At 60.6% G+C, this 19178-nt stretch carries 19 protein-coding genes and 1 pseudogene; 6 read left to right on the forward strand and 14 right to left on the reverse strand.

Annotation, left to right across the window (positions count from 1 at the left end; all coding sequences use genetic code 11):
- The first annotated feature begins 91 nt into the window (after positions 1-91).
- Complete coding sequence (locus ACFVTE_RS03285; RefSeq protein WP_387096775.1) at positions 92-307, forward strand: hypothetical protein; 216 nt, start codon at positions 92-94, stop codon at positions 305-307.
- Positions 308-650: 343 nt separating this feature from the next.
- On the opposite strand, the gene ACFVTE_RS03290 is transcribed toward ACFVTE_RS03285, so the two are convergent.
- From ACFVTE_RS03290 to ACFVTE_RS03345, 12 genes are all read right to left on the reverse strand, one after another.
- Complete coding sequence (locus tag ACFVTE_RS03290; protein ID WP_387096777.1) at positions 651-1430, reverse strand: SDR family NAD(P)-dependent oxidoreductase; 780 nt, start codon at positions 1428-1430, stop codon at positions 651-653.
- Positions 1427-2164, reverse strand: coding sequence for an SDR family NAD(P)-dependent oxidoreductase (locus tag ACFVTE_RS03295; RefSeq protein WP_387096780.1), 738 nt, complete (start codon positions 2162-2164; stop codon positions 1427-1429). The genes ACFVTE_RS03290 and ACFVTE_RS03295 overlap by 4 nt, the downstream gene beginning before the upstream one ends.
- Before the next feature lie 146 nt (positions 2165-2310).
- On the reverse strand, positions 2311-3147 hold the full coding sequence (locus ACFVTE_RS03300; protein ID WP_387096783.1) for a sugar phosphate isomerase/epimerase family protein: 837 nt from the start codon (positions 3145-3147) through the stop codon (positions 2311-2313).
- Between the two features lie 137 nt (positions 3148-3284).
- Entirely contained in the window at positions 3285-4025 is a 741-nt protein-coding gene (locus ACFVTE_RS03305; RefSeq protein ID WP_387096785.1) for an amino acid ABC transporter ATP-binding protein, read from the reverse strand.
- Between the two features lie 101 nt (positions 4026-4126).
- Positions 4127-4858, reverse strand: a complete 732-nt coding sequence (locus ACFVTE_RS03310) for an amino acid ABC transporter permease (RefSeq protein WP_387096788.1) — start codon at positions 4856-4858, stop codon at positions 4127-4129.
- A gap of 17 nt (positions 4859-4875) precedes the next feature.
- On the reverse strand, positions 4876-5760 hold the full coding sequence (locus tag ACFVTE_RS03315) for a substrate-binding periplasmic protein (RefSeq protein WP_387096791.1): 885 nt from the start codon (positions 5758-5760) through the stop codon (positions 4876-4878).
- 367 nt (positions 5761-6127) lie between these two features.
- Complete coding sequence (locus ACFVTE_RS03320) at positions 6128-6553, reverse strand: universal stress protein (RefSeq protein ID WP_387096794.1); 426 nt, start codon at positions 6551-6553, stop codon at positions 6128-6130.
- Positions 6554-6658: 105 nt separating this feature from the next.
- Positions 6659-7351 (reverse strand): GntR family transcriptional regulator, encoded by a 693-nt coding sequence (locus tag ACFVTE_RS03325; RefSeq protein ID WP_387096797.1) that lies wholly within the window; start codon positions 7349-7351, stop codon positions 6659-6661.
- A gap of 203 nt (positions 7352-7554) precedes the next feature.
- Positions 7555-7740, reverse strand: coding sequence for a hypothetical protein (locus tag ACFVTE_RS03330; RefSeq protein ID WP_387096800.1), 186 nt, complete (start codon positions 7738-7740; stop codon positions 7555-7557).
- 28 nt (positions 7741-7768) lie between these two features.
- Positions 7769-9040, reverse strand: coding sequence for a phosphopyruvate hydratase (locus ACFVTE_RS03335; protein ID WP_387096803.1), 1272 nt, complete (start codon positions 9038-9040; stop codon positions 7769-7771).
- 53 nt (positions 9041-9093) lie between these two features.
- A complete protein-coding gene (locus ACFVTE_RS03340) occupies positions 9094-10491 on the reverse strand; it encodes a glycerate kinase (RefSeq protein WP_387096806.1) in 1398 nt (465 codons plus the stop codon).
- 43 nt (positions 10492-10534) lie between these two features.
- Positions 10535-11674, reverse strand: coding sequence for a tyramine oxidase subunit B (locus ACFVTE_RS03345; protein ID WP_387096809.1), 1140 nt, complete (start codon positions 11672-11674; stop codon positions 10535-10537).
- A gap of 245 nt (positions 11675-11919) precedes the next feature.
- Here ACFVTE_RS03345 and ACFVTE_RS03350 point away from each other — a divergent pair, with 245 nt between their 5' ends.
- The 5 genes and pseudogenes from ACFVTE_RS03350 to ACFVTE_RS03370 all read left to right on the forward strand — a co-directional run.
- The gene (locus ACFVTE_RS03350) at positions 11920-12612 is read left to right on the forward strand and encodes a GntR family transcriptional regulator (RefSeq protein WP_387096812.1); all 693 of its coding nucleotides are present in this window, start codon (positions 11920-11922) and stop codon (positions 12610-12612) included.
- Between the two features lie 227 nt (positions 12613-12839).
- On the forward strand, positions 12840-14084 hold the full coding sequence (locus ACFVTE_RS03355) for an NAD(P)/FAD-dependent oxidoreductase (protein ID WP_387096815.1): 1245 nt from the start codon (positions 12840-12842) through the stop codon (positions 14082-14084).
- Positions 14085-14382: 298 nt separating this feature from the next.
- Positions 14383-14514, forward strand: a complete 132-nt coding sequence (locus ACFVTE_RS03360; protein ID WP_387096817.1) for a hypothetical protein — start codon at positions 14383-14385, stop codon at positions 14512-14514.
- A gap of 335 nt (positions 14515-14849) precedes the next feature.
- The gene (locus ACFVTE_RS03365) at positions 14850-15083 is read left to right on the forward strand and encodes a hypothetical protein (protein ID WP_387096820.1); all 234 of its coding nucleotides are present in this window, start codon (positions 14850-14852) and stop codon (positions 15081-15083) included.
- 12 nt (positions 15084-15095) lie between these two features.
- Positions 15096-15370 (forward strand): annotated as a pseudogene (locus ACFVTE_RS03370) (aldehyde dehydrogenase family protein); the annotation flags it as partial.
- A gap of 671 nt (positions 15371-16041) precedes the next feature.
- Here ACFVTE_RS03370 and ACFVTE_RS03375 read toward each other — a convergent pair.
- Complete coding sequence (locus tag ACFVTE_RS03375) at positions 16042-17760, reverse strand: GMC family oxidoreductase N-terminal domain-containing protein (protein ID WP_387096823.1); 1719 nt, start codon at positions 17758-17760, stop codon at positions 16042-16044.
- Positions 17761-18262: 502 nt separating this feature from the next.
- Positions 18263-19171: a LysR substrate-binding domain-containing protein gene (locus ACFVTE_RS03380; protein ID WP_387097151.1), complete on the reverse strand. Its 909-nt coding sequence runs from the start codon at positions 19169-19171 to the stop codon at positions 18263-18265.
- Positions 19172-19178: the final 7 nt, after the last annotated feature.

Consider the following 19178-nt stretch of genomic DNA (forward strand, 5'->3'; position numbering starts at 1 on the left):
CTGGGCGAGAATCCAAGAGCCTTCGCCGCGCCACAGCCTCCCGGACACCGTCCGATTCGGGCATCATTCCCCGGCCATCCAAGGACAAATCATGGTTGAGTTCTTCCCCATTCTGTCGAAGGTCAGCAACTTGGGCCTGGTCCGCCCCGGCGACCTCATTGAGGCGAGGGAGGGTGACACCTTCTACTGCCAGGAGAGGATTGACGTAGTGGACGTAGATCGCGGGATTATTTGGATACGGCGCCATTCCGGGCATCTCGAACCACTCAGCACAGAGCACTTCACCTTCTGGCGCTACGTGATCTGAAATGATGCCAACAAGCCGAAGGGTTAAGGGCGAAGCGACCCGCACGTTCCTAGTAGGCGATCATGTATGTCCCCACTGCGGGCACGCCGCCCGCCCCCTCGCCGAATGGGTGTGGCTGGCATCAATGGTCGGCGCAAGTCCCGGGTCATGGTGCTGTGGGGAGTCGCCCGCAGATGCCGGTCCCTGCATGTGCATAGAAGCGTTCCACTTGGGCTGACATCCCATACCCCCTGTGAAAATCGCCTTGCTGCGTTTGTCCGGCAGGGCGGAACTGCTTTAAGCAAAAGGGAGGCTGGAGTACGGATGGATCCGCACTCCAGCCTCCTTTACCTTAGAGGGCTTACTACCGGACGTAATCAGCGCCCGTGATGTCGAGAGTCGCTCCCGTCATGTGCCGGGCTTTGCCCGAAGCCAGGAAAGCGACGGTTTCGGCGACGTCCTCCGGAGGGACGACCTCGCCCATCGGCAGCGCCGCCAGCTTCTCTTCGCTGATATGGCCGACGATCATCTGCGTACCAACCATTGCCGGCGCAATGGAGTAGGCCACGACTCCCTGCGATGCATAGGCACGAGCGACACCTTTCATGAGGTTCTGCAGACCAGCCTTTGCCACACCGTAGGCAAGGTGTTCTGCATCATCTCCCCGCAATGCCGACCGGCTCGAGATTGAAATGATGGCACCGCCGCCATTGTCCTTGAAATCGAGCACTGCCCGGCGGGTCAGCCAGGCAGAGGCACGGAGATTCAGGGCGATGTTGGCATCCCACCCGCTGGCCCATTCATCCTCGGGCTCAAGCGGGGACGGCAGCCAGAGTCCTGCGTTATTGACGAGGACGTCGACGCCGCCGAGGGTATCCACGGCGGCGTTCCAGAGACCGTCGGGGCCGTCGTTCGAGGTAAGGTCGGCCTGCAAAGCTACCGACCCATGGGCGCCTTCCTTCGCCAGGGACTCCGCCTGGTCGCGGCTTGCACCATAATGGATCGCCAGCTGCGCGCCGTCGCGGTGCAGCGCCCGGCAAATGGCCGTTCCGATACCGCCTGAAGCGCCCGTGACCAGGATCCTGCGCCCGCTCAGGGGCCACTCATCGGAGCCGCGGTTGCCTGCGTTCTCCAAGCTGGTCATGACCAGAGCCCACCGGTGATTTCTACGGCACCGCCGGTCATGTAACCCGACTCAGGGCCGACAAGGTAGGACATCAGGCCGGCAACATCCACCGGCCGGCCCACCCGACCGATCGGGATCGGCTTTGCCAGGTCCTCTTCCGTCAATCCGTTGTCCCGGAGTTTTTGCTCGACCATGGGGGTGAGGATTTCACCAGGGCAGACAGCGTTCACCCGGATCCCAAGGTGGCCGTAGTCCAAGGCCAGGCTCTTGCTCAAAGACACGACGGCAGCCTTCGAGGCGTTGTACGCGATGTGTCCCTTCGCGGGTGTGAGACCCCAGTTGGAAGCAATGTTCGCAATCGCGCTGGTCCCCGCCTTTTCCAGCAGGGGAAGCGCCTCACGGCAGGTGAAGAAAACACCGTCCACGTTGACACGGAACGTGTCGAACCAATCCTGTTCGCTGATGGTCAACGCATCGCCACGGCGCATGATGCCCACGCAGTTCACCAGCGCATCGAGGCTCGTCAGGCGGGCTCGGAGCTGTTCAAATGCCGCCTTGATGGCCGACGGGTCGCCCAAGTCGACGGCGATGGGTTCGATGCGTTCCCGGTTCGGGTCCTCGCTCCAGGCATCTTCGGCGAAGCGAAGATCAAGAGCGAACACCTGAAAACCGTCGGCGGCAAGCCTTGAGGCAACTGCGCTGCCAATGCCTCCACCGGCTCCGGTGACAACAGCGGTTTTAGCGTCCTGCATATCTGGTTCCTTTCGAACTTCAGGATCCCGTTAAGGACGGGATCTTGGTGCCGGGCACTCCTGTGGGAGGTCGGCAAAAAACGTTGTTGTGGGGCCGCGGGCTGCTCGGGCGCGTGCGTACATGGCCCTTGGACCCGCGGGAAAAATCAGCTCACTCGTACGGTGCCCATGATCTTTTCATAGGATGCCACCGTCAGTTGAAGAATCTCATCCAGGGGAAGTTTCCAGATGTCGTCATTGAAGACCTCCACTTCGACGGTTCCGGAATAACCGGTGTCCGCCACCCACCGCGTCATCGATTCAAGATCGATGCACCCGTCACCAGGCATGAGGCGCCCGTTCATGTTGTTCGGAAGGGGAAGCGGGAGCGTGAAATCGTTGATCTGGTAGCCGGTCAGACGATCCTCCCTGCCTGCACGCTTGAGTGATTCTTCAAGGTCTGGATCCCAGAACGTAGCCCATGAATCCACCAGCACACCAAAGTTCTCTGACGGAAGGCCGTCCAATACCCGCAGGGCCTGGCCAACGCTGGTGACCACCGAGCGGTCATTGACGAACAACGGATGGATAGGTTCAAGCATGACCTTCACGCCACTCTGAACGATCTCGGGCATCAGCGTTTCAAAGGCATCCCGAACGCGTCCTTCAGCCTTCCGTATCGAACGGTCATCTTCAGGGAGTCCACCTGCCACAAACGCCAGGGTCGGCACCCCGAGCTGGGCGCACGTATCAAGAGCCCGGCGCACGGAATCATAGGCAGCGGTCAGTTCGCTGCCCCGCTTGTTTGCCAGAAAGCCGACCCTGCTCATTGATGTCGCGTTCAGTCCCGACTCATTGAGCCAGCGCCGAACCGAGCTGATTCCGGCTTCCTCGACGGGTTCGACCCAAAGCCCGATGTTTTCGATGCCGGCTTTCGCGGTGGCTTTCACAGTCTCTTCGAGACCGTAAGGCATTGTTGTCGCCTGATTCAGGCAAAGCTTCATTTTTCCTCATTCCCAGTGGGGATACTTGGGTCTCAGCAGGACTCCGGCAGCAATTTCATCGCCTCCGGAGCCCTGCTGATGCAGTACGATACGGCCCGTATCGCCCTAGTGAGGCGAATGGCGGCCGTGGCAATAACTCAGAAGCGGACTGCGTCCACGAACTTCTTCAGGTCCGGGTTGTCGCATCGATTGAACGCTTCATCAGGTGTGGCGTTGACCGCGATTTCGCCCTCATGGAAGAAAACGACCCTGTCAGCAGCCTTCGAGGCGAAGGCCATGTCATGGGTAACCAACGCGACGGCGATACCTTCATCCTGCTTCAGACGACGCAGCACGCCAAGGACTTCAGCAGCAACGGGCGGGTCGAGCGCTGAGGTGATCTCGTCACACAGCAGCAGCTTCGGCTGCATCATCAGTGCGCGGGCGATAGCGGCCCGCTGCCTTTCACCGCCCGAAAGCTGGCTCGGCTTGCTGTGCAGGTGATGGGACATACCCACCTCCGCCAGCGACCGCTTTGCCCGCTCGATGGCTTCTTCCTCACTTATGCCCAGTTTTTTACGGGGAGCCAGGGTGAGGTTTTTGGCGACGTCCATGTGGGGCCAGAGAGTGTAGCTTTGGAAGATCATCCCGATGTGGGAGTCGACTTCCTCCCACGCCGGGGTCCGCTCCTGATCTTCGAACACGACCTCGTTGTCGAATACGATCCGCCCCTCATCAGGGTCGGTCAGGCCCGCAAGGGCCCGCAGAAGGGTGCTCTTTCCCGAACCGGACTTTCCGATGATCACAGTGATGTCCCCGGCCCGCATGTCGAAATCGACGTTCTTCAGGATTTGCCGGTCACCGAAGCTCTTCTGAAGCCCTCGAGCCGAGACAAGCACGTCACCGGTGTTGGCGGAGATTGTCCGGATGGAGCCCGTGCGCGGCGACTGAGTGTCACTCATCGAGTCACCTCCACTTTTCGAATTCACTAGAACCATGTCTATTTCGCCGCAACCACGGTCGCCTCTTTGAGGGCCCGAAGCGGCTTCCTCCTGCCTGGTGTCTTCTGGCCAGACTGCATCCGGCGCTCGAGGTAACTGGTGATGAGCGAGACCGGGAAGGCGATGGCGAAGTAGATGATGGCTGCGGCCGTAAACACTTCGAGTGCCCGGTAAGACTGTGCCGAGATCGTGTTGGTGATGAACATGAGGTCGGCTACGGCGATGGTCGAGACCAGTGCGGTGTCTTTGAACAGGGATATGTTCAAAGACAGGATCACCGGCACCTGCTGCCGCAGCGCCTGGGGCAGGATGATGTAGCGCAGGCGCTGGAGACTTGTGAGCCGCAGCATCTTGCCGGCTTCGATCTGTTCGATGGGTACCGACTGGAACCCCGAACGGTAGGCCTCGGCCATGAATGCCGTGAGGTTCAACGTCAGGGCGATAATCGCCGAGGCGAAACCAGGCAGGGTCACACCCGTCAATGCCGGGAGCGCGTAGAAGATCCAGAACAGCTGAACCAGCAACGGCGTGCAGCGAAAGATCTCAATGTAGAACTGGGCGATCCAACGGATCACGTCAATCTCGGACATACGTGCTGATGCCACGGGGATGGCTAGGATCATGCTCAGCACGATGGTGATGAGCGCGATCTCTAATGTGGTTCCGAGACCGGCCATGAGACGGTCAAGGTTGGTCGTGACTACCGACCAGTTGAAGTCGTAATTGATCATGGGGGTTGCCCTTCAGGCTACTTCTTGATCAGGCCGGCGCCAGCCAACTGAGACTCGTCCAGGTAGCCAACCTTCGCGTATGCGGCGTCAAGAACGCCTTCATTGAGTGAGCGTTCAATGGCGATGTTGACGGTCTGAATTGAGCGGGCATCTGCGTTCGCCGGTACCCCGTACGCCACAAGGCCCCGATAGATGTCCGGCTTGGGCAAGATGATCTTAAAGCTGTGGTCTTCCTGTGCCTGGGACACCGCTGTGGGCAAGTCGGCGAGGGAAGCGACGATGCGGTCCGCCTTGAGGGCCTGGACCAGGTTCGTGAATGAATCTGTCGGCAACGTGGATGCGTTCGGATACTTCCGGACGAAGGCTGCTTCATGGGCCGTTCCCTGCGCGGTTCCGATTTGCTTGCCCGACTTGAGCAGATCATCGACCGTTGTGTAGGGGGAATTAGCCTTCACCACGAACACTGCGGGGTAGGTCCAGACCTTCTCCGTGAACTGGATTGCCGTTGACCGCTCGAGGGTCCGGTCCAAATTGGCGGCGAAGTCGTAGCGGCCCGCCTGCAATCCGGCCACGATGTTCTTCCACTCGGCCGGCACCGTCTCGAGTTTGACGTTAAGGGCTTTGGCCACGTTCTCGAGCGGAAGAATGTTCGGACCGCCGTACGTGCCGTCGGGGAGCTGCACGGTGTGCGGCGGCGACAGAGCTACACCGACACGCAGAACACCGCGCTTCTTGATGTCTTCAAGGAAGCTGCCCTGCGATGTGGCTGATGCAGCTTGGGCTCCATTGCCACCGCCGCGCAGAGCCGAGAACAGCGCTCCAGCGCCAACTGCTAACAGGGCGACCAGGATAGCCGCAAAGACGATCCTGTTCACCTTTTGGTTTGTTGTTTTTCTGGCCACAATCTTCTCCTCTGAGTGTTTGATTGTAAGACATACTGTCTATCCGAAAGCTTAGAAGGTAATGACCATCACGTCTAGAGCCAATGTGAATGAGGCGTTAAAAGTTGGTTATGTGGCGTCGGCGGTGCCGCTGGTCGGAGGAACGGCGGCGGACTGGCAGGGCGCAGGATGCCTGCGGCGAAGGTGAGGCCGGCAGAGAAGTCGCGGCCTGGGCTACTGCTTTAAATGCACGAAGCTGCCCCGCGGAAGTGAGTCTGAGTCTTCAGTCCATCTTCTGCGGGGCAGCTTATCGCCCTGTAGGGCGCCGATGTGCGTTGCGAACGGCCGTCTCTTCGGATAGCGGCGGATGTGAGAGCTTCTGATACCGCTACTGGTCGGTTTTTACGATGTACACGTCACACGGTGCGCTGTGGGCCACCGTGTTGGCGACGCTTCCCAGCACCCGTCCAAGTCCCCGCATGCGTTTGTTGCCTACAACGATCATGTGGGCATTGTGGGCCTCGGCCTGCTTGATGAGAGCCTGGGCGGGGCTGCCGTGTATGGCGAAATAATCAGCTTCCAAGGTCTCGGAGCGAAGCTCCACGGCCACGTCCCGGGCGACATTCTCAGCCCTGCGGGCATCGGAAACGACCAGTTTGTCGCTGCCGCTGCCAACAACCTCGGTCCGTTCGTCACTGAACGCCGTGACGACGTGGAGTCTGGCGCTCAATGCGGTGGCTATATCGGCCGCAGCCCGGGCAGCCTTACGGGCCGTCTCGCTCCCGTCAACACCGACGACGACTATTCCACCCATTCATGTCCTCCTTTGGACGTCCTGCGTTCTGGCGCTGCAATCACGGGCGGTCATGCAGCGTGGCGCGCTTCAATTTTTCGTGTAACGCATGGTTGCTTTGTGGCTTCAGGAACGTTCCTGACTTCGGGCCTCGAGGATCGCCGCGATGTCTTCCGCGCTCCCCACGGTGTGCTCCCAAAACGCCTTCTGGATGAGAGTTCGGTCGCGGCTGTGCATTGCCTCGATCAAAGCATGATGCTGCTGGATGTCTCTTCCGGGGTCGTGCCGGAGCGCCTGGTCCTGGGCGAGAGCGACGGTGATGTGGGCCTCAATGACCGGCCAGATGCGCAGGAGTACCTGGTTCTCAGACGCCTCCCAGATGCCGCGATGAAAAGCAACATGGGCCTCGTGCCGGATCAAGGGGTCCGGATCTTTTTCCACCGCCTCGAACCTCGCCCAATGGGCATCCAGCTGAACCATCCGGCTGTCGTCAGGCGCCGCCAGTATATCGTCAACGGCCAAAAGATCCAGCGAGTGCCGGATGCGCGCGATATCCAGGTATTCGGCGGTGCTGAGCTCCGCAACATGCATCCCACGGAAGGGTTCCTGTACAAGGAGGCCTTCGCGTGAAAGCTGATTTAGCGCCTCCCGCAGAGTGGGGCGGCTGACCCCAAGCTGCGCAGAAAGCCCGACCTCGGTAATCTTTTCGCCGGGTAACAAACCACCGCGCACGATTGCACGGCGGATCTCCTGGATAGCGCCGTCGCGTCGGGTCAGGCCAGCCACCTGCCCCACACTGTCTGATCTTGGGATTGTCATCTTGCCACCTTCGTACGGACCGGGTCGGGCTTACTGTTTTATTGTCTGGCTTTCAGAGAGTCCGATGGGTTGTATATTAGCCGACCCGTGATGGCTTGGGCAGGGCAGCGGCGTGTCTGAGGGTTTACGACAATGGCGGCGTCGAATTCGGAACCACCCGCACTGGCCTACTAATTGATGCCTGGGGTGGACGCGCTCAGGCCCTAGAGCGCAGGGTCGGAAACGGTCCAGCTCCATTCGGCTCTGAGGCCTTGGTGTGTGGGCATGAGGGTTCCTTGATAGGCGAAGATGGTGGACTCCTCGTCACCCCGCACCCACCACAGCCCTGTCCGGGGGCAGTGGTCCCCCGTGGAGGCGGTGAGCCGGATGGCCCGGCTCTGTCCATTCATGCGGCTTTTCACTGGTTCCCTCCTCGTACTAGAAACGGACGATGGCCGGGACGTCGGCCAGACGGCTGTCGGGGATGCTGTCTGCTGCGCGCATGAGGAAGTTCAGCTTTTCGATGCGTTCGCCCGAGCGCGGTGCCCCATTTTTCTGGAAGGGAACCTGTAGACCGACGGAGAGGTCCATGACGACATCGTCAATAACTCCCCCGGACCGCCCCGAGGGTACGGCGAGCAGGCCATTTTCCACGGCAGTATCGAAGGTCTGGAGGGCTTCGGTGATGGTGCCTACCTGGTTGGGTTTGAGGATGAATCCGTCCACGGCGTGCTGCTGTATAGCCCGCTCCAGGAAGGCCGGGTTGGTGACGATCAGGTCATCGCCGAGGATGATGCTGCGTTTGATCTCACGCACGGCCTCGGTGAAGCCTTCCCAGTCATTTTCATCGAGCAGGTCTTCAATGAAAACGAAATCGAACTGTTCTGTGAGCTGGCGGGTGTAGCTGATGAGTTCGGAAGAGCTCACCCGGGAACCATTGAGCTCGTACGTCCTGGTGGCCGGGTCGTAGGTTTCGCTCGACGCGCAGTCAAGCGCGAAGGCAACTTTCTTGCCATGGCCTGTTCCGTCGATCGCCTCCTGTACGAGCTCCAGGACGACCCGCGGGTCCGATGACGGCGCGGCATATCCGTAGGACTTTGCAACGACGGGCGGACTCCCGACGTACTTCTCGAGCACCTTGCCGAGACGCTCAAAGATCTCCACACCAATCTCGACAGCTTCATCGATGGTTTGGGCCTTGTACGGCATGATGAGGAACTCATTGAAGGCCTGGTACACCTTTCCGTAACGTCCGCCGTTGACGACGTTGAAGCTTGGTACAGGAACGGTGGCGAGGGGCCCGCGTGCGATGTGTTCGAAGACGGGACGCCCGGCGGTGGCGGCCCCTGCGCGGAGGGCAGCAATGGAGGTGGAGTAGATGGCATTGCCCCCGAGAACGGATTTTTGGGCGGTGCCGTCCAGGGCCAGCATAGCCTTGTCGATGGCCGACTGGTCCTCAATATCCATGCCGAGCAGGGCCGGGCTGATCACGTTATTGACGTTGTCGACGGCCTTTCGTACGCCTTGGCCGTGGTATTCGTTGGGATTGCCGTCGCGTAGGACGAAGGATTCGTGCATGCCGACCGACTGGCCGGTGGGGGCAGCGCCCCGGGTGGTGATCCCCTCAGAGGTCTTTACCGTTACTTCCACCATGGGGCGGGCTTTGCAATCCAGGATTTGGCGGGCGTGAACAGCTTCGATGGTCGCCATGTGTGTCTCCAAAGGTCGGTGTTTCGGTGATGTGCTGTTGCCGGACTGCCGTCTTAGGGCGCGGGAACGTAGAGGATGTTGAAATCGCAGAGGTTGGTACCGGTGTTGCCGGTCAGTACCGCGTCTCCTACCGCAGTGAGCGCTTCGAAGGCCGCATGGCCCCGGAGGGAGGCATGAAGGTTCAGGTCTTTGGCTGCCGCGCGGGCTGCTGTGGTGGAGTCGGTGAGACCCCCTGCCGCGGGGGACGTTCCGTCTGTGCCTTCTGAGTCGATGGAGAACATGCAGGCGCCCGGGACGGCTGCGGCCGCGAGGGCGAAGCCGGTGACGAGTTCCTGGCCAGGGCCTCCATGCCCCGTGATGTCAGCATTGGGAGGGATAAAGGTAGTGGTCTCCCCTGAGCTGAGCACGACGCATGGCGCCGGGAAGGGGTTTCCGGTTGCCTGGATCTCCCGGGCCAGCGAGGCCATGAAGGTGCCGGCGTCCTTACTTTCACCTTCCAAATAGGAGGTGAGAATGTAGGCAGGGACACCGCGTGCTTCTGCCTCTTCCTTCGCGGTCAGGCACAGGTCCGGGACGGTGTTCAGGACGAAGTACGTGTTGTCGGGGAACTCTTTGGGTGTTTCCTTCTCCGGACCCGCAGAAGCCAGGTAGGACGTAATTGATGCAGGGAGGGAGTCCTGCAGGTTGTAGTCGATGATGACCTGGCGGGCATCGTCGAGTGTAGTGCGGTCCGGACCGATCGGGGTGCTGGCGTAGCGTTCGAAGGGGACCCCGATATCCGAGGTGGGTGCATTTCCCACGGCGTCGGAGATGCCGATGCCGATGAGTTCGGCGCCCTGCTTGTGTATGCGCTGGGCAAGCATGCCGCCGTTGGTCTGGGAAATGTGACGGCGAACCGCATTCACCTCATAGATCCCCGCCCCTGATTTGAGCAGGAGGTCAGTGGCGAGTGCCTCGTCTTCTACCGAGATGCCGTCCACGGGGCAGTTCATGAGGGCGGAACTGCCGCCGCTGATGACGGCGATGAAGAGGTCATCCGGTCCGGACAAGTCCACGAGCTCAAGAACTTCCCGGGTTGCTTCGTAGCCGGCCTGGTTAGGCAGTGGGTGTCCCCCGACGTGCACTTTTGTCCGGTTGAAGGAGTCGGTTTCCTCGATGAGTTTGACGATGGCGATACCGTGGGTGAGCTTGTCACCAAGGACGTGGTCAACTGCCATTGCCATGTGGTTGCATGCCTTGCCGGCCCCTACGAGATACACGTTGCGCTTAAGGGACAGGTCCCAGGTCCGGGTTCCGATGCGAAGCGTGTCTCCTTCCAGGGACATGATGGACCGGATGCGCGTGTAGGCGTCGAGCCTTGCGAGGGTAGCGTCTGCGATGTTGAGCACGAGCTCGCGGGATGCCAGATCCCCTTGGGCCAGCAGGGCCTCGCGGTTCCTAATTTTGGACATGAGTCTGTCGCTTCCTGTTCAGGGCCGATGGGAGTGTGCTGCGTCAGCTGGAGAAGGGTTCTTCCCAGAGAGTCAGACGCTGGCCGATGCCTTTGTCCAGTGCCTGGCTGTAGAGCTCATAACCCCAGGCGACGTCGAAGACAGCCATGCCGCAGGCGATGAAGATGGTTCGTCCAGCAGCAACGTGCCCCGTGTCAGAGCTAAGGACCTGGCCGAGGTCGATGGAGTCCTGAAGGGCAGGAATGCGGCCCTCATCGATCAGGCGGTAAATGGGTCCTCCAATGACGCCCCTGTAGTACGCGTCTTTGTCACCGGAGAAAACGGCTTCCTCCACGTAGGACTCGTGCAGCCCGATGTGGTCGTAAACCAAGGTGCTGTCGGTCCAAAAGCCGTCATTGGCTGTTACGGGTCCGCTAAGGAGGATGGTGGCCTGGGGCTTAAACCAGTTGTCCTCAATGACAAGAGGGCTCGTCCGGGAAGCGGCGACGGTGATCAGGTCAGCTTCCCGAACGCAGCTCTCCGGAGTTGGTGCTGCCACCGCGTCCACACCGTACGTCTGCCGCGCCTCGTCCGCTATGCGCTGGGCCTTGGCCAGGGTGCGGTCGTGGAAAATGATCTTCCCGATCTGTGGGTGCTGGCTCATGATCGCCCTGACCACCGCGGCATTAATAACGCCACACCCAATGACAGCCAGGACACCTGGCTTACCGGCCGTCAAATAGCGGCTGGCAACTGCCGGCACCGCCGCAGTCCGGGCAGCGCTGAGAAGGTTCGCTGACATCAGGCAGAGTGGTTCACCGGTCTCCTTGTCATTGAGCATCAGGGTCAAGACCGACCGCGGCAGCCCCTTCTCAGGGTTGGCAGCGTTGGAGCCGTACCACTTGTTGCCACAGACATTGAACCGTCCCCCCAAGTAGGCCGGCATGGCGACGAAACGGCGGTCAGGGCCGGCAACCGGCATATTCGGAAACGGCGAAGAAGCAGGAAACACCAGCCCCAGACCATGCGAATTATGGTTGTGTCCGCCCATCAGGTAGTCCCCGCTCGCCAAGAGACGGAAAACCTCTTCACTGACGTCAACACAACGGCCCGCGTCGAGAACACCGGCTTCGATGGTGTCCGCTTCGGAAAGATAGACAAATTCTGTACGTGGCCCCATGTGCCGCTCCTGTCGGGTCTTCAAGCGTCTCCTCGGCCGCGAGCTCTCCTCAGAGCTCCAGCAGACGGCCCGTCGGCCTAACGAGGACACCCCATCCATGCTGTGGTGAGGGCGGGACCCTCCGGTCCGTCCTCCCTGCGTTACAACAGCCACGGTAGGCCCGCCCTGTACGATTGTCAAACATTCTGATTATCGTCTGATCGGATCGTCATGCAAGACTGCTAGAATTTAGAGTGGCCGCCGTTCGGGCGCACAGGTGAGGAGGCGCAATGAGCACGCTGGGGATGTCTTCCATGAGTAAGGTGACCACCCGCTCCCGCGTTGATCTTGTCGCTGACGAGCTTCGTAACGCGGTGGCGGCGGGATCCCTTGCCGAGGGACAGCGGCTTAACGAGATCGACCTGGCCGGGCGCCTGGGCGTGAGCCGCGGAAGTGTCCGTGAGGCCATGCAGCGGCTGGTTCAGGAGGGGCTCGTGGTCGTACTCCCCAACCGCGGCATGTTTGTTCTCGAAATTGGCCCTGACGACATCGTCGACATCTACGACGCCAGGCGGGCCATCGAGAGTTCGGCCGCACTGGGCTTGATGGGATCCTGCCGGCACGACGTTTTATCAGCCCTGCAGGAACAGTGCGTTCTGATGTCCAGGGCTGCTGGGTCGGGGGATCACGCTGAGCTGACCGCCGCGGATCAGCGCTTTCATGAGATTCTCGTCGAGAGCCTGCAGAACCGCCGTCTGCAGAAGGCGACGCAGACTTTCGCTGTAGAGACCAGGCTCTGCCTCACTCGCCTGGAAGGCAAGTATGGCGCCCCGCAGGAAGCTGTGAACGAGCACCTCGATATCGTTCGCGCCATCAAGAGCGGCAACGCGAAAGAGGTGCTGCAGGCAGTTAATGTTCACATGGACAACGCCATAGATCTACTGACTGGACGGTCGGCTGCGGCTTCCACGGCTTCCGCCTAGTACCTACGCTTCGCCGACGAGGTAGATGTCACGCTTTGGGCCGGGGCCCGGGTGCAGCTTCATTGCGCTGCTTGTACCTCAGTCGCCCCCGATGCCGATCGTGTGGAAGCTTTGCCCCCTGTGGAACTTCAAAAGAAATGTCTTGCGTCACTCTTCGCGGAACCCTATTGTGTGATTGTAAGACATTATGGGCGGATTGCCCTTACTTCCCTGGGAAAGGACCACTGATGCACACTGTGGTAATCGGCGGCGGCGTCATCGGACTGACCACGGCTTATCACCTCGCACGTGAGGGAACGACCGTGACTCTCGTTGATGCACGAAGCACAGGGCTGGGTGCCAGTGACGTCAATGCCGGTTGGGTTGTTCCCGGCGATTCAGCGCCCGTCCCCGGGCCCGGCGTGGTGCTCTCGGCCCTGAAATGGATGACCCGGCCCGACAGCCCGCTGTACATCAAGCCCTCACTCAAGCCGGACTTCATCTCCTTCATGCTCGGCATGTTCCGCGCCTCGAACGCAAAGGCACAGCGCGCCGGTTTCGAGGCGGACCTCCAGCTGGCAGCCGACACGGTGCAGCTCTTTGACGAATACATTGCCGAAGGCATCGACTACGAATTGCACCATGAGGGTATGCTCATGGCCTTCAAGGACCAGGAGTTGATGGAGCACCACCTCGGCTACGTGGACCTGACCAAGCGTTTCGGCCTCGATCCAACTGTCCTTCTCGGCGACGAAGTCCGTGTTCACGAGCCCAGGCTGAATGACACCGTCCGTGGCGGTCTCTTCTACCCCAAGGAACTGCACCTTGACCCGGGTGGATTCACCACGGCCCTGCACTCCAAGCTCGTCCAGATGGGAGTGGAAATCGTCGAAAACGCTCCAATTGATGGCGTGCAGAGCGCAGGCGGCAAGGTTGTCAGCGTTTCCTCAGGAGAGCGCACTTTCCAGGGCGACAAGTTCCTCCTGGCGGCCGGAGCCTGGACAGCCCCCCTCTCCAAGCTATTCGGGGCCAACATCCCCATCCGCCCCGGCAAGGGATACTGCATTGAAGTCGAACCCTACGGCCTGCGGGGAGCCACCAACTTCTACGATGCCAAGGTCGCCGTCACACCCTTCAAGGAACGGTTCCGACTCGCAGGCACCATGGAATTCGGCGGCCTGGATGAAAAGGTCAACCAGGTACGCGTAGACGCCATTCTTCGCGCTCCCGGACAATACCTTCGTGACTGGGAACCGCCCACGGCAGCCCAAATCAAGCCACGCGCCGGCATGCGGCCCATGTCGCCCGACGGACTCGCCGTCATCGGGCGCCTGCCCAGGCTAAGCAACGCCTACGTCGCAACGGGCCACGGCATGATGGGCGTGACCCTCGCCCCGGGCACGGCGAGAGTTCTTACCAAACTTATTCGCGAAGACCACCTCAGCCCCATCCTGGAACCCTTCTCCCCCGCCAGGTTCCGCGGCGGCCGCTGAGTCGCAACCGGTAACGCGTCGGCGCCGGCTTCATCCAGGAAGGAAAGCGCCGGCGCGTTGCCTGCCCCTCAGGCAACACCTGAACAAACCTAATGTCCTTTGAACAAACCATCGATGAAGATAGGAGTTTCCCGTGGAATGTTGTGACAGCCCACATGGGGAATCATTCCACCAGGCAGCGGAACTTCCCTTTCAATGGAACTGGGAACTCCACCCACCGGAATGGACCGGGCTCAGGCCCCTGGACCGCGTTCGTATCCGACTGGAACGACAGTCAACCGAAACCGGAACGATCGACATGATCGCCGAAGACGCATCAATTTTCTGGGTATGGCTCGATCATGGCCGCGGACGCATCGCGGTCCACCAGGACGACGACGTCAAAGTCTGGTTTGAGGAAAGAAAGTTAGCCCTCCAAGCCGGCGCTTGAGCGAATGTTTCCGAAGTATTCGGCCTTCAAACGGATCCCGACAAGCGCTCAATGCCAGGGTGTGTGCACTGTGCAGCACCTCCTTCTGGCCACCTGACCGGCTTCTCAACGGTAATAGCGGCCAAAACAGCGACGAGGGTATGGGCAGCGACCGCATAAGGCAGCTCAGGGTCTGAGTGAAGCCGGCAGTAATAGCGCACCAACCGGGACGGTCAGCAAAATCGGCTATCTGCTGGGAACAGCATCGTGGCAAACGCCCGAGTACTCAGAACAGGACGAGGGACGCCCCTTCGCACCAAACACCATCAATTCCTCGCGCTTCCGAAGGGAAATTCATGAATCAGCTCCAGGAAAGCACCCTAGGCCCCATCAACGAGTGGCATACCGCGCTGGGGACTGCGGTGGAAATTCGCCACGCAGGCGTTACCCAGCACCGGGGCTTTGTAGACGACGTCATGGTTGACGGCTCCGGCCTCTGGCTGGCCGCATACGGAGTCAGTCTTCGCGTGTTCGTAGCACGTGAAGAAGGTACGGAACTGTGGCCCGCACATCAACATCGGGATGAATGACCCGCCGGCCGGATCACCTTCTCCACCGAAGATGGCCGTGCGCCTGGCCAACTACACTGAGATATTCCTGGTGGCAATGTCCTTACCTTGGGACCTCAGCAGTGAATCCGAGGGCGAACGCTTCGAGACTGGCATGCTCGGCCCGAACGCCGGTGTCAGCTCGAACGCCCCGCGCTGTTCGGGGGTGTGAAACAGTCCGAACTCGGCCGCGAAGGCAGCCTTGAGTTCGTCGAGGAATGTTTGTACACCCAATACATCGGCAATGCCGACGACCCTACGCCGGGTAAGTTTTCCTGCGCCATAACACTAAGAGACCACCAGGGCCTCCCACCCTCGCAACCGGGGAGGCCCTGGTTCTTCACCTCGAATGCCGACGGCATCCTCCCCAAGCATGAGGCAGGAGCGCGCGGTTTACACACCTGGAAAATTTGACAGGACACAGGAGACGACACGTGCATATCTCTTGCAGAGAGGGCAAACAGGCCATCGCGGGCGAGCGAAACCTCACTTCGAGCTCTCTTACTAGCGAATTTCCACAGCAAGCTAAGCTAGCTGTCATATTGGTTCCGGTCGGCTTGCTCCCTCGTTCCTCAGAGGTGGCCGAAGGAGATTGGAGCCCGGAAGTGCTCTTTTACGATCCCTTCGCTGAAAAACCCCAACGTGTCCCTGAACTACCCCGGCGAAAGCCGGACAGGGTTGCCAGCAAATTCAATCCCGGCGAAAAGCCTGACCGGCTTCATCCGAAACACCTTGAAGCCTTGGAAGCGGTATCCCATGATCTCGCAGATCTCGCATTGGGAAGCTCTGCCCGCCTGCGCTAAATCGGAGATTCCCGGCACTCACTCCGAGCGTCTCGAACCGAAAGACTCAGGCCCCGATTCCGGGTCCGTCCTCGAACCGATGTCGCGTGCCGGTCCTGACCACCGCCCTCGTTGTGCTCGACACAGGGAGTTTCCTTCTAACTTCGGGCGTTTTTCGCCAGGAGCGACGTAATGCGATACGCATTGGCGATGAGTGTCAGCGTGGGGTTCACGGAGCCGTTTGTGGGATGAAGCGATCCGTCGCTCACATATACGTTCTGGGTTCCCCAGACTCGTCCTTGAGGGTCTGCTGCGGAGTGATCGGGATCGTTCCCCATCCGCACTGTGCCGGCGGAGTGCTCACCGGCAGGTGAGCGGGGCGAGGCGGACTGTCCTGCAAGGGAGCCGAAAATGTCCGTGATTTGTGAGCAGCCGGCCGCCCTGAGCCAATCTTTACTGCGGGCGTTGAGATAGTCGCGGTTGACGAGGGTGGCAGGGTGAGTGGCACGGTAAATGCGGGGGGCTGGGACGCCGTGGCGATCGCGCAGGACCGGGTCCAGTTCGATCCGGGACCCGGGGTGCGGGACTTCCTGGCCCATGGACATAGTGCCCAGAATGTGACCGGCAGAGCGACGCAGCCATTCCTTGTGTCCTGGACCCATTACGGGGGCGTTGAAATGGTCTGCCCATTGAGCTAGCTGGAGAGGGTAGGGAGCGAAGGCGTCGAAGATTACCCCGCCTCCGATGGTCTTTCGGTCGTGGACAAACTGGAAGGTTGCTATTGAGTGCCCAGGGCCCCTGAATGTGGGGAGGTGCTCGGTCGTCATGCCCGCCTGAAGTGTTACCACGTGGCCCTGCAAATGCCGCCCGACATGATCGTTTCCGAGCTGTGAGGCCAGGAGGAGGCGAGGCGTTTCCACTGCTCCGGCTGCCAGGACAACGCGGTCGCATTCGACGAGGAATCGTTTGTCGTCCTTGCCTGTCTCATCGACGACTTCCACGGCGGTGGCCCTGCCGTTTGAATGCACAATCCGTACAGCTTGGGCTGAGGCCAGCAGATCGCACCGGCCTGTTTTCAGAGCAGACGGTAGGAACGTGTTGTGGCTGCCGTTCTTGGCGCCGGACGGGCATGTGTGTCCCATGCATTGCTGGCACCGGGAACAGGCGGGCCGCCCGGCGCGTGCAACGCTGTTGATTGCGAAGGGGATCGGCCCATGGTTCCAGCCCAACTTGTTGGCCGCAGAGCCTAGAACGGTTCGGGCGGGCTCATCGGGCAGAGGGGGCATTGGATAACCTGGATGATTTGGCATTCGGGCAGTCAGTGGGCCTACTGCTCCGGAGACGCCGAGTTCACGTTCTGCCCAGTCGTAGGCCGGGGAGATTTCGGAGTAGTCGAAGGGCCAGTCCACCATGCTGCTGCCGGCGGGCACTCCGTAATTACTGGCCATGGAAAAGTCCTCGGGTAGGAACCGCCAGGCCATCCCTTGCCAGAGTCGGGTCCCACCACCGACCACCATTGCATTCAGGCCCCAAGCGTCCCCGCCTGCCGTTGCGTCAACACTCCATTGTTGCCCGTCAGGCTCGACAACAGACCGGGGGTTACCCCCTCCGGGTCCGGCAACCGGGGAATAGACCGCCATGCGCTTCCCGTGGATATGGTCGCCGCGGAGGTCAGAATCAGCGTGCTCACGTGATCGTTCGAGCAGGAGAACGCTGGCACCGGCCTCGGCCAGGACCCGGGCAGCAACGGCCCCGCCAGGGCCCGATCCGACAACAACTACGTCGTATGCCGGCCGAAGAGCTTCAATGTCAGTGGACATCGCTTCTGAAGCAGGTTCCGGACTGAATGGCGTCGGCCATGGCTGAAAGTCCAGCATCTTCCATCCTGCGGGAGGCCGGCTGGATGAGCCGCCGTAGTATCCCTCGCGGCAGATTCTTATGAGAGCTCCTAACCCGTGGGCTGATTTCTCATGTTGGCCAAGGGCCGCAATAATCGTGGCCTTCTCCGCGGAGGACGCGCGGGTAAAACTTCGATCATCGAGGGCCTGAGCGAGTTCTGTCAATATCGGGCGGGACCAAGCCAGGTCCCGGTCCCATTGGGCAGTCAAATAGTCGCCAACGCCGCCCTCCCATCCCCCCGGTGACAGGCTGTCAGACGGAATGATCACGTCCACAGCCGCAGCGAGCACATGACGGTAAAAGCCAAAATCCTTCAACGGAAGCCTGTTTCTACTAGAGCGGTCGCCGAGACAGCCACTCGGCTATTCACTTGCCCAAATGACGCCAGCCGATTTTTTGGGCCCAGCACGATGTTCTGTCCTGGCACCTCTGCCTTCTCTTTCGTTTTGGTCCGCAGGCCGCGTGTGCGGGCGAGTAGTTCTAGGTGTTTCTTGCAGCCCGTCGGAGCACCGCTACCAGCCATTGGAGGGCAGGATCCACTGAGTTGGAGGGGTGCCAGTGCGCAGACTCGACCAATGTCCCCGGGGTCATGGGGGTTTCGACGATCACGAGCTCCAGGCTGTCCATGTATCTTTCGGCCATCCGCCGGGGGATGATTCCCATCATTGCCGTGCCGCTCACCATGAACGGAACAGGGAGCAGCCCTCGAACCACGATGCTTGTTCGCGGTGAAATTCCGGCGTCTGAGAGCATCATGGTGGCCGGCGTCGCGATGTTCTCACCGAACGCTCCGATGACATGGTGCATTGTTGCGACGTCATCCAATGAAAGGGCCCCGTCTTGGATGCGTGGGTTATCAGCGGAGACGACGCAAACGAAGGTATCCCGGAACAGTTCCTGACGCCGTCCGGGCACTGTACTTCCGGCCCGTGCTATGAAGACGTCGCGTTTGAGGAGCTCTGAGGGGGCAACGGTGGAGCCGGCCGGTAGTGCGTCGAACTCCACTCCCACGTGAGGAGCTTCGCTGGACAGCAGGCGAAACAGAGGGCTGGTGAGTTCTTCGAGCACGTAGTCCGACGCCGAGATCAGGAATGTCCTGGTGCTGGTCAGGGGATCGAAGGACGGCAACACCTCCAGCGTGCGGGTCACTTCGATGACCGCCTGCCGGACGATGGGTTGCAGGGCAGCCCCTTTTTCAGTTAACGCGAATCCGCGGCCCACCCGGGTCAGCAAGTCATCGTCGAACTGCCGTCGCAGCCTGGTCAGTGCTCTGCTGACGGCCGGCTGGGTCATGTCAATCTTCGCCCCGGCGCGGGTAAGATTCTGCTCCGTAAGGATCGCATCCAGAACGACGAGGATGTTGGCGTCGATACGCCGCAGTTCGTTGATTACCGGA

Origin of the sequence: Arthrobacter sp. NPDC058097, from assembly GCF_042884885.1 — a bacterium.
Lineage (GTDB): Bacteria > Actinomycetota > Actinomycetes > Actinomycetales > Micrococcaceae > Arthrobacter.

Excerpts from the sequence above, each read along its gene's own strand:
- ACFVTE_RS03285 (WP_387096775.1), top strand. The coding sequence starts at position 92 with ATGGTTGAGTTCTTCCCCATTCTGTCGAAGGTCAGCAACTTGGGCCTG.
- ACFVTE_RS03290 (WP_387096777.1), bottom strand. The coding sequence starts at position 1,430 with ATGACCAGCTTGGAGAACGCAGGCAACCGCGGCTCCGATGAGTGGCCC.
- ACFVTE_RS03295 (WP_387096780.1), bottom strand. The coding sequence starts at position 2,164 with ATGCAGGACGCTAAAACCGCTGTTGTCACCGGAGCCGGTGGAGGCATT.
- ACFVTE_RS03300 (WP_387096783.1), bottom strand. The coding sequence starts at position 3,147 with ATGAAGCTTTGCCTGAATCAGGCGACAACAATGCCTTACGGTCTCGAA.
- ACFVTE_RS03310 (WP_387096788.1), bottom strand. The coding sequence starts at position 4,858 with ATGATCAATTACGACTTCAACTGGTCGGTAGTCACGACCAACCTTGAC.
- ACFVTE_RS03320 (WP_387096794.1), bottom strand. The coding sequence starts at position 6,553 with ATGGGTGGAATAGTCGTCGTCGGTGTTGACGGGAGCGAGACGGCCCGT.
- ACFVTE_RS03325 (WP_387096797.1), bottom strand. The coding sequence starts at position 7,351 with ATGACAATCCCAAGATCAGACAGTGTGGGGCAGGTGGCTGGCCTGACC.
- ACFVTE_RS03330 (WP_387096800.1), bottom strand. The coding sequence starts at position 7,740 with ATGAATGGACAGAGCCGGGCCATCCGGCTCACCGCCTCCACGGGGGAC.
- ACFVTE_RS03335 (WP_387096803.1), bottom strand. The coding sequence starts at position 9,040 with ATGGCGACCATCGAAGCTGTTCACGCCCGCCAAATCCTGGATTGCAAA.
- ACFVTE_RS03340 (WP_387096806.1), bottom strand. The coding sequence starts at position 10,491 with ATGTCCAAAATTAGGAACCGCGAGGCCCTGCTGGCCCAAGGGGATCTG.
- ACFVTE_RS03350 (WP_387096812.1), top strand. The coding sequence starts at position 11,920 with ATGAGCACGCTGGGGATGTCTTCCATGAGTAAGGTGACCACCCGCTCC.
- ACFVTE_RS03355 (WP_387096815.1), top strand. The coding sequence starts at position 12,840 with ATGCACACTGTGGTAATCGGCGGCGGCGTCATCGGACTGACCACGGCT.
- ACFVTE_RS03360 (WP_387096817.1), top strand. The coding sequence starts at position 14,383 with ATGATCGCCGAAGACGCATCAATTTTCTGGGTATGGCTCGATCATGGC.
- ACFVTE_RS03365 (WP_387096820.1), top strand. The coding sequence starts at position 14,850 with ATGAATCAGCTCCAGGAAAGCACCCTAGGCCCCATCAACGAGTGGCAT.
- ACFVTE_RS03375 (WP_387096823.1), bottom strand. The coding sequence starts at position 17,760 with ATGCTGGACTTTCAGCCATGGCCGACGCCATTCAGTCCGGAACCTGCT.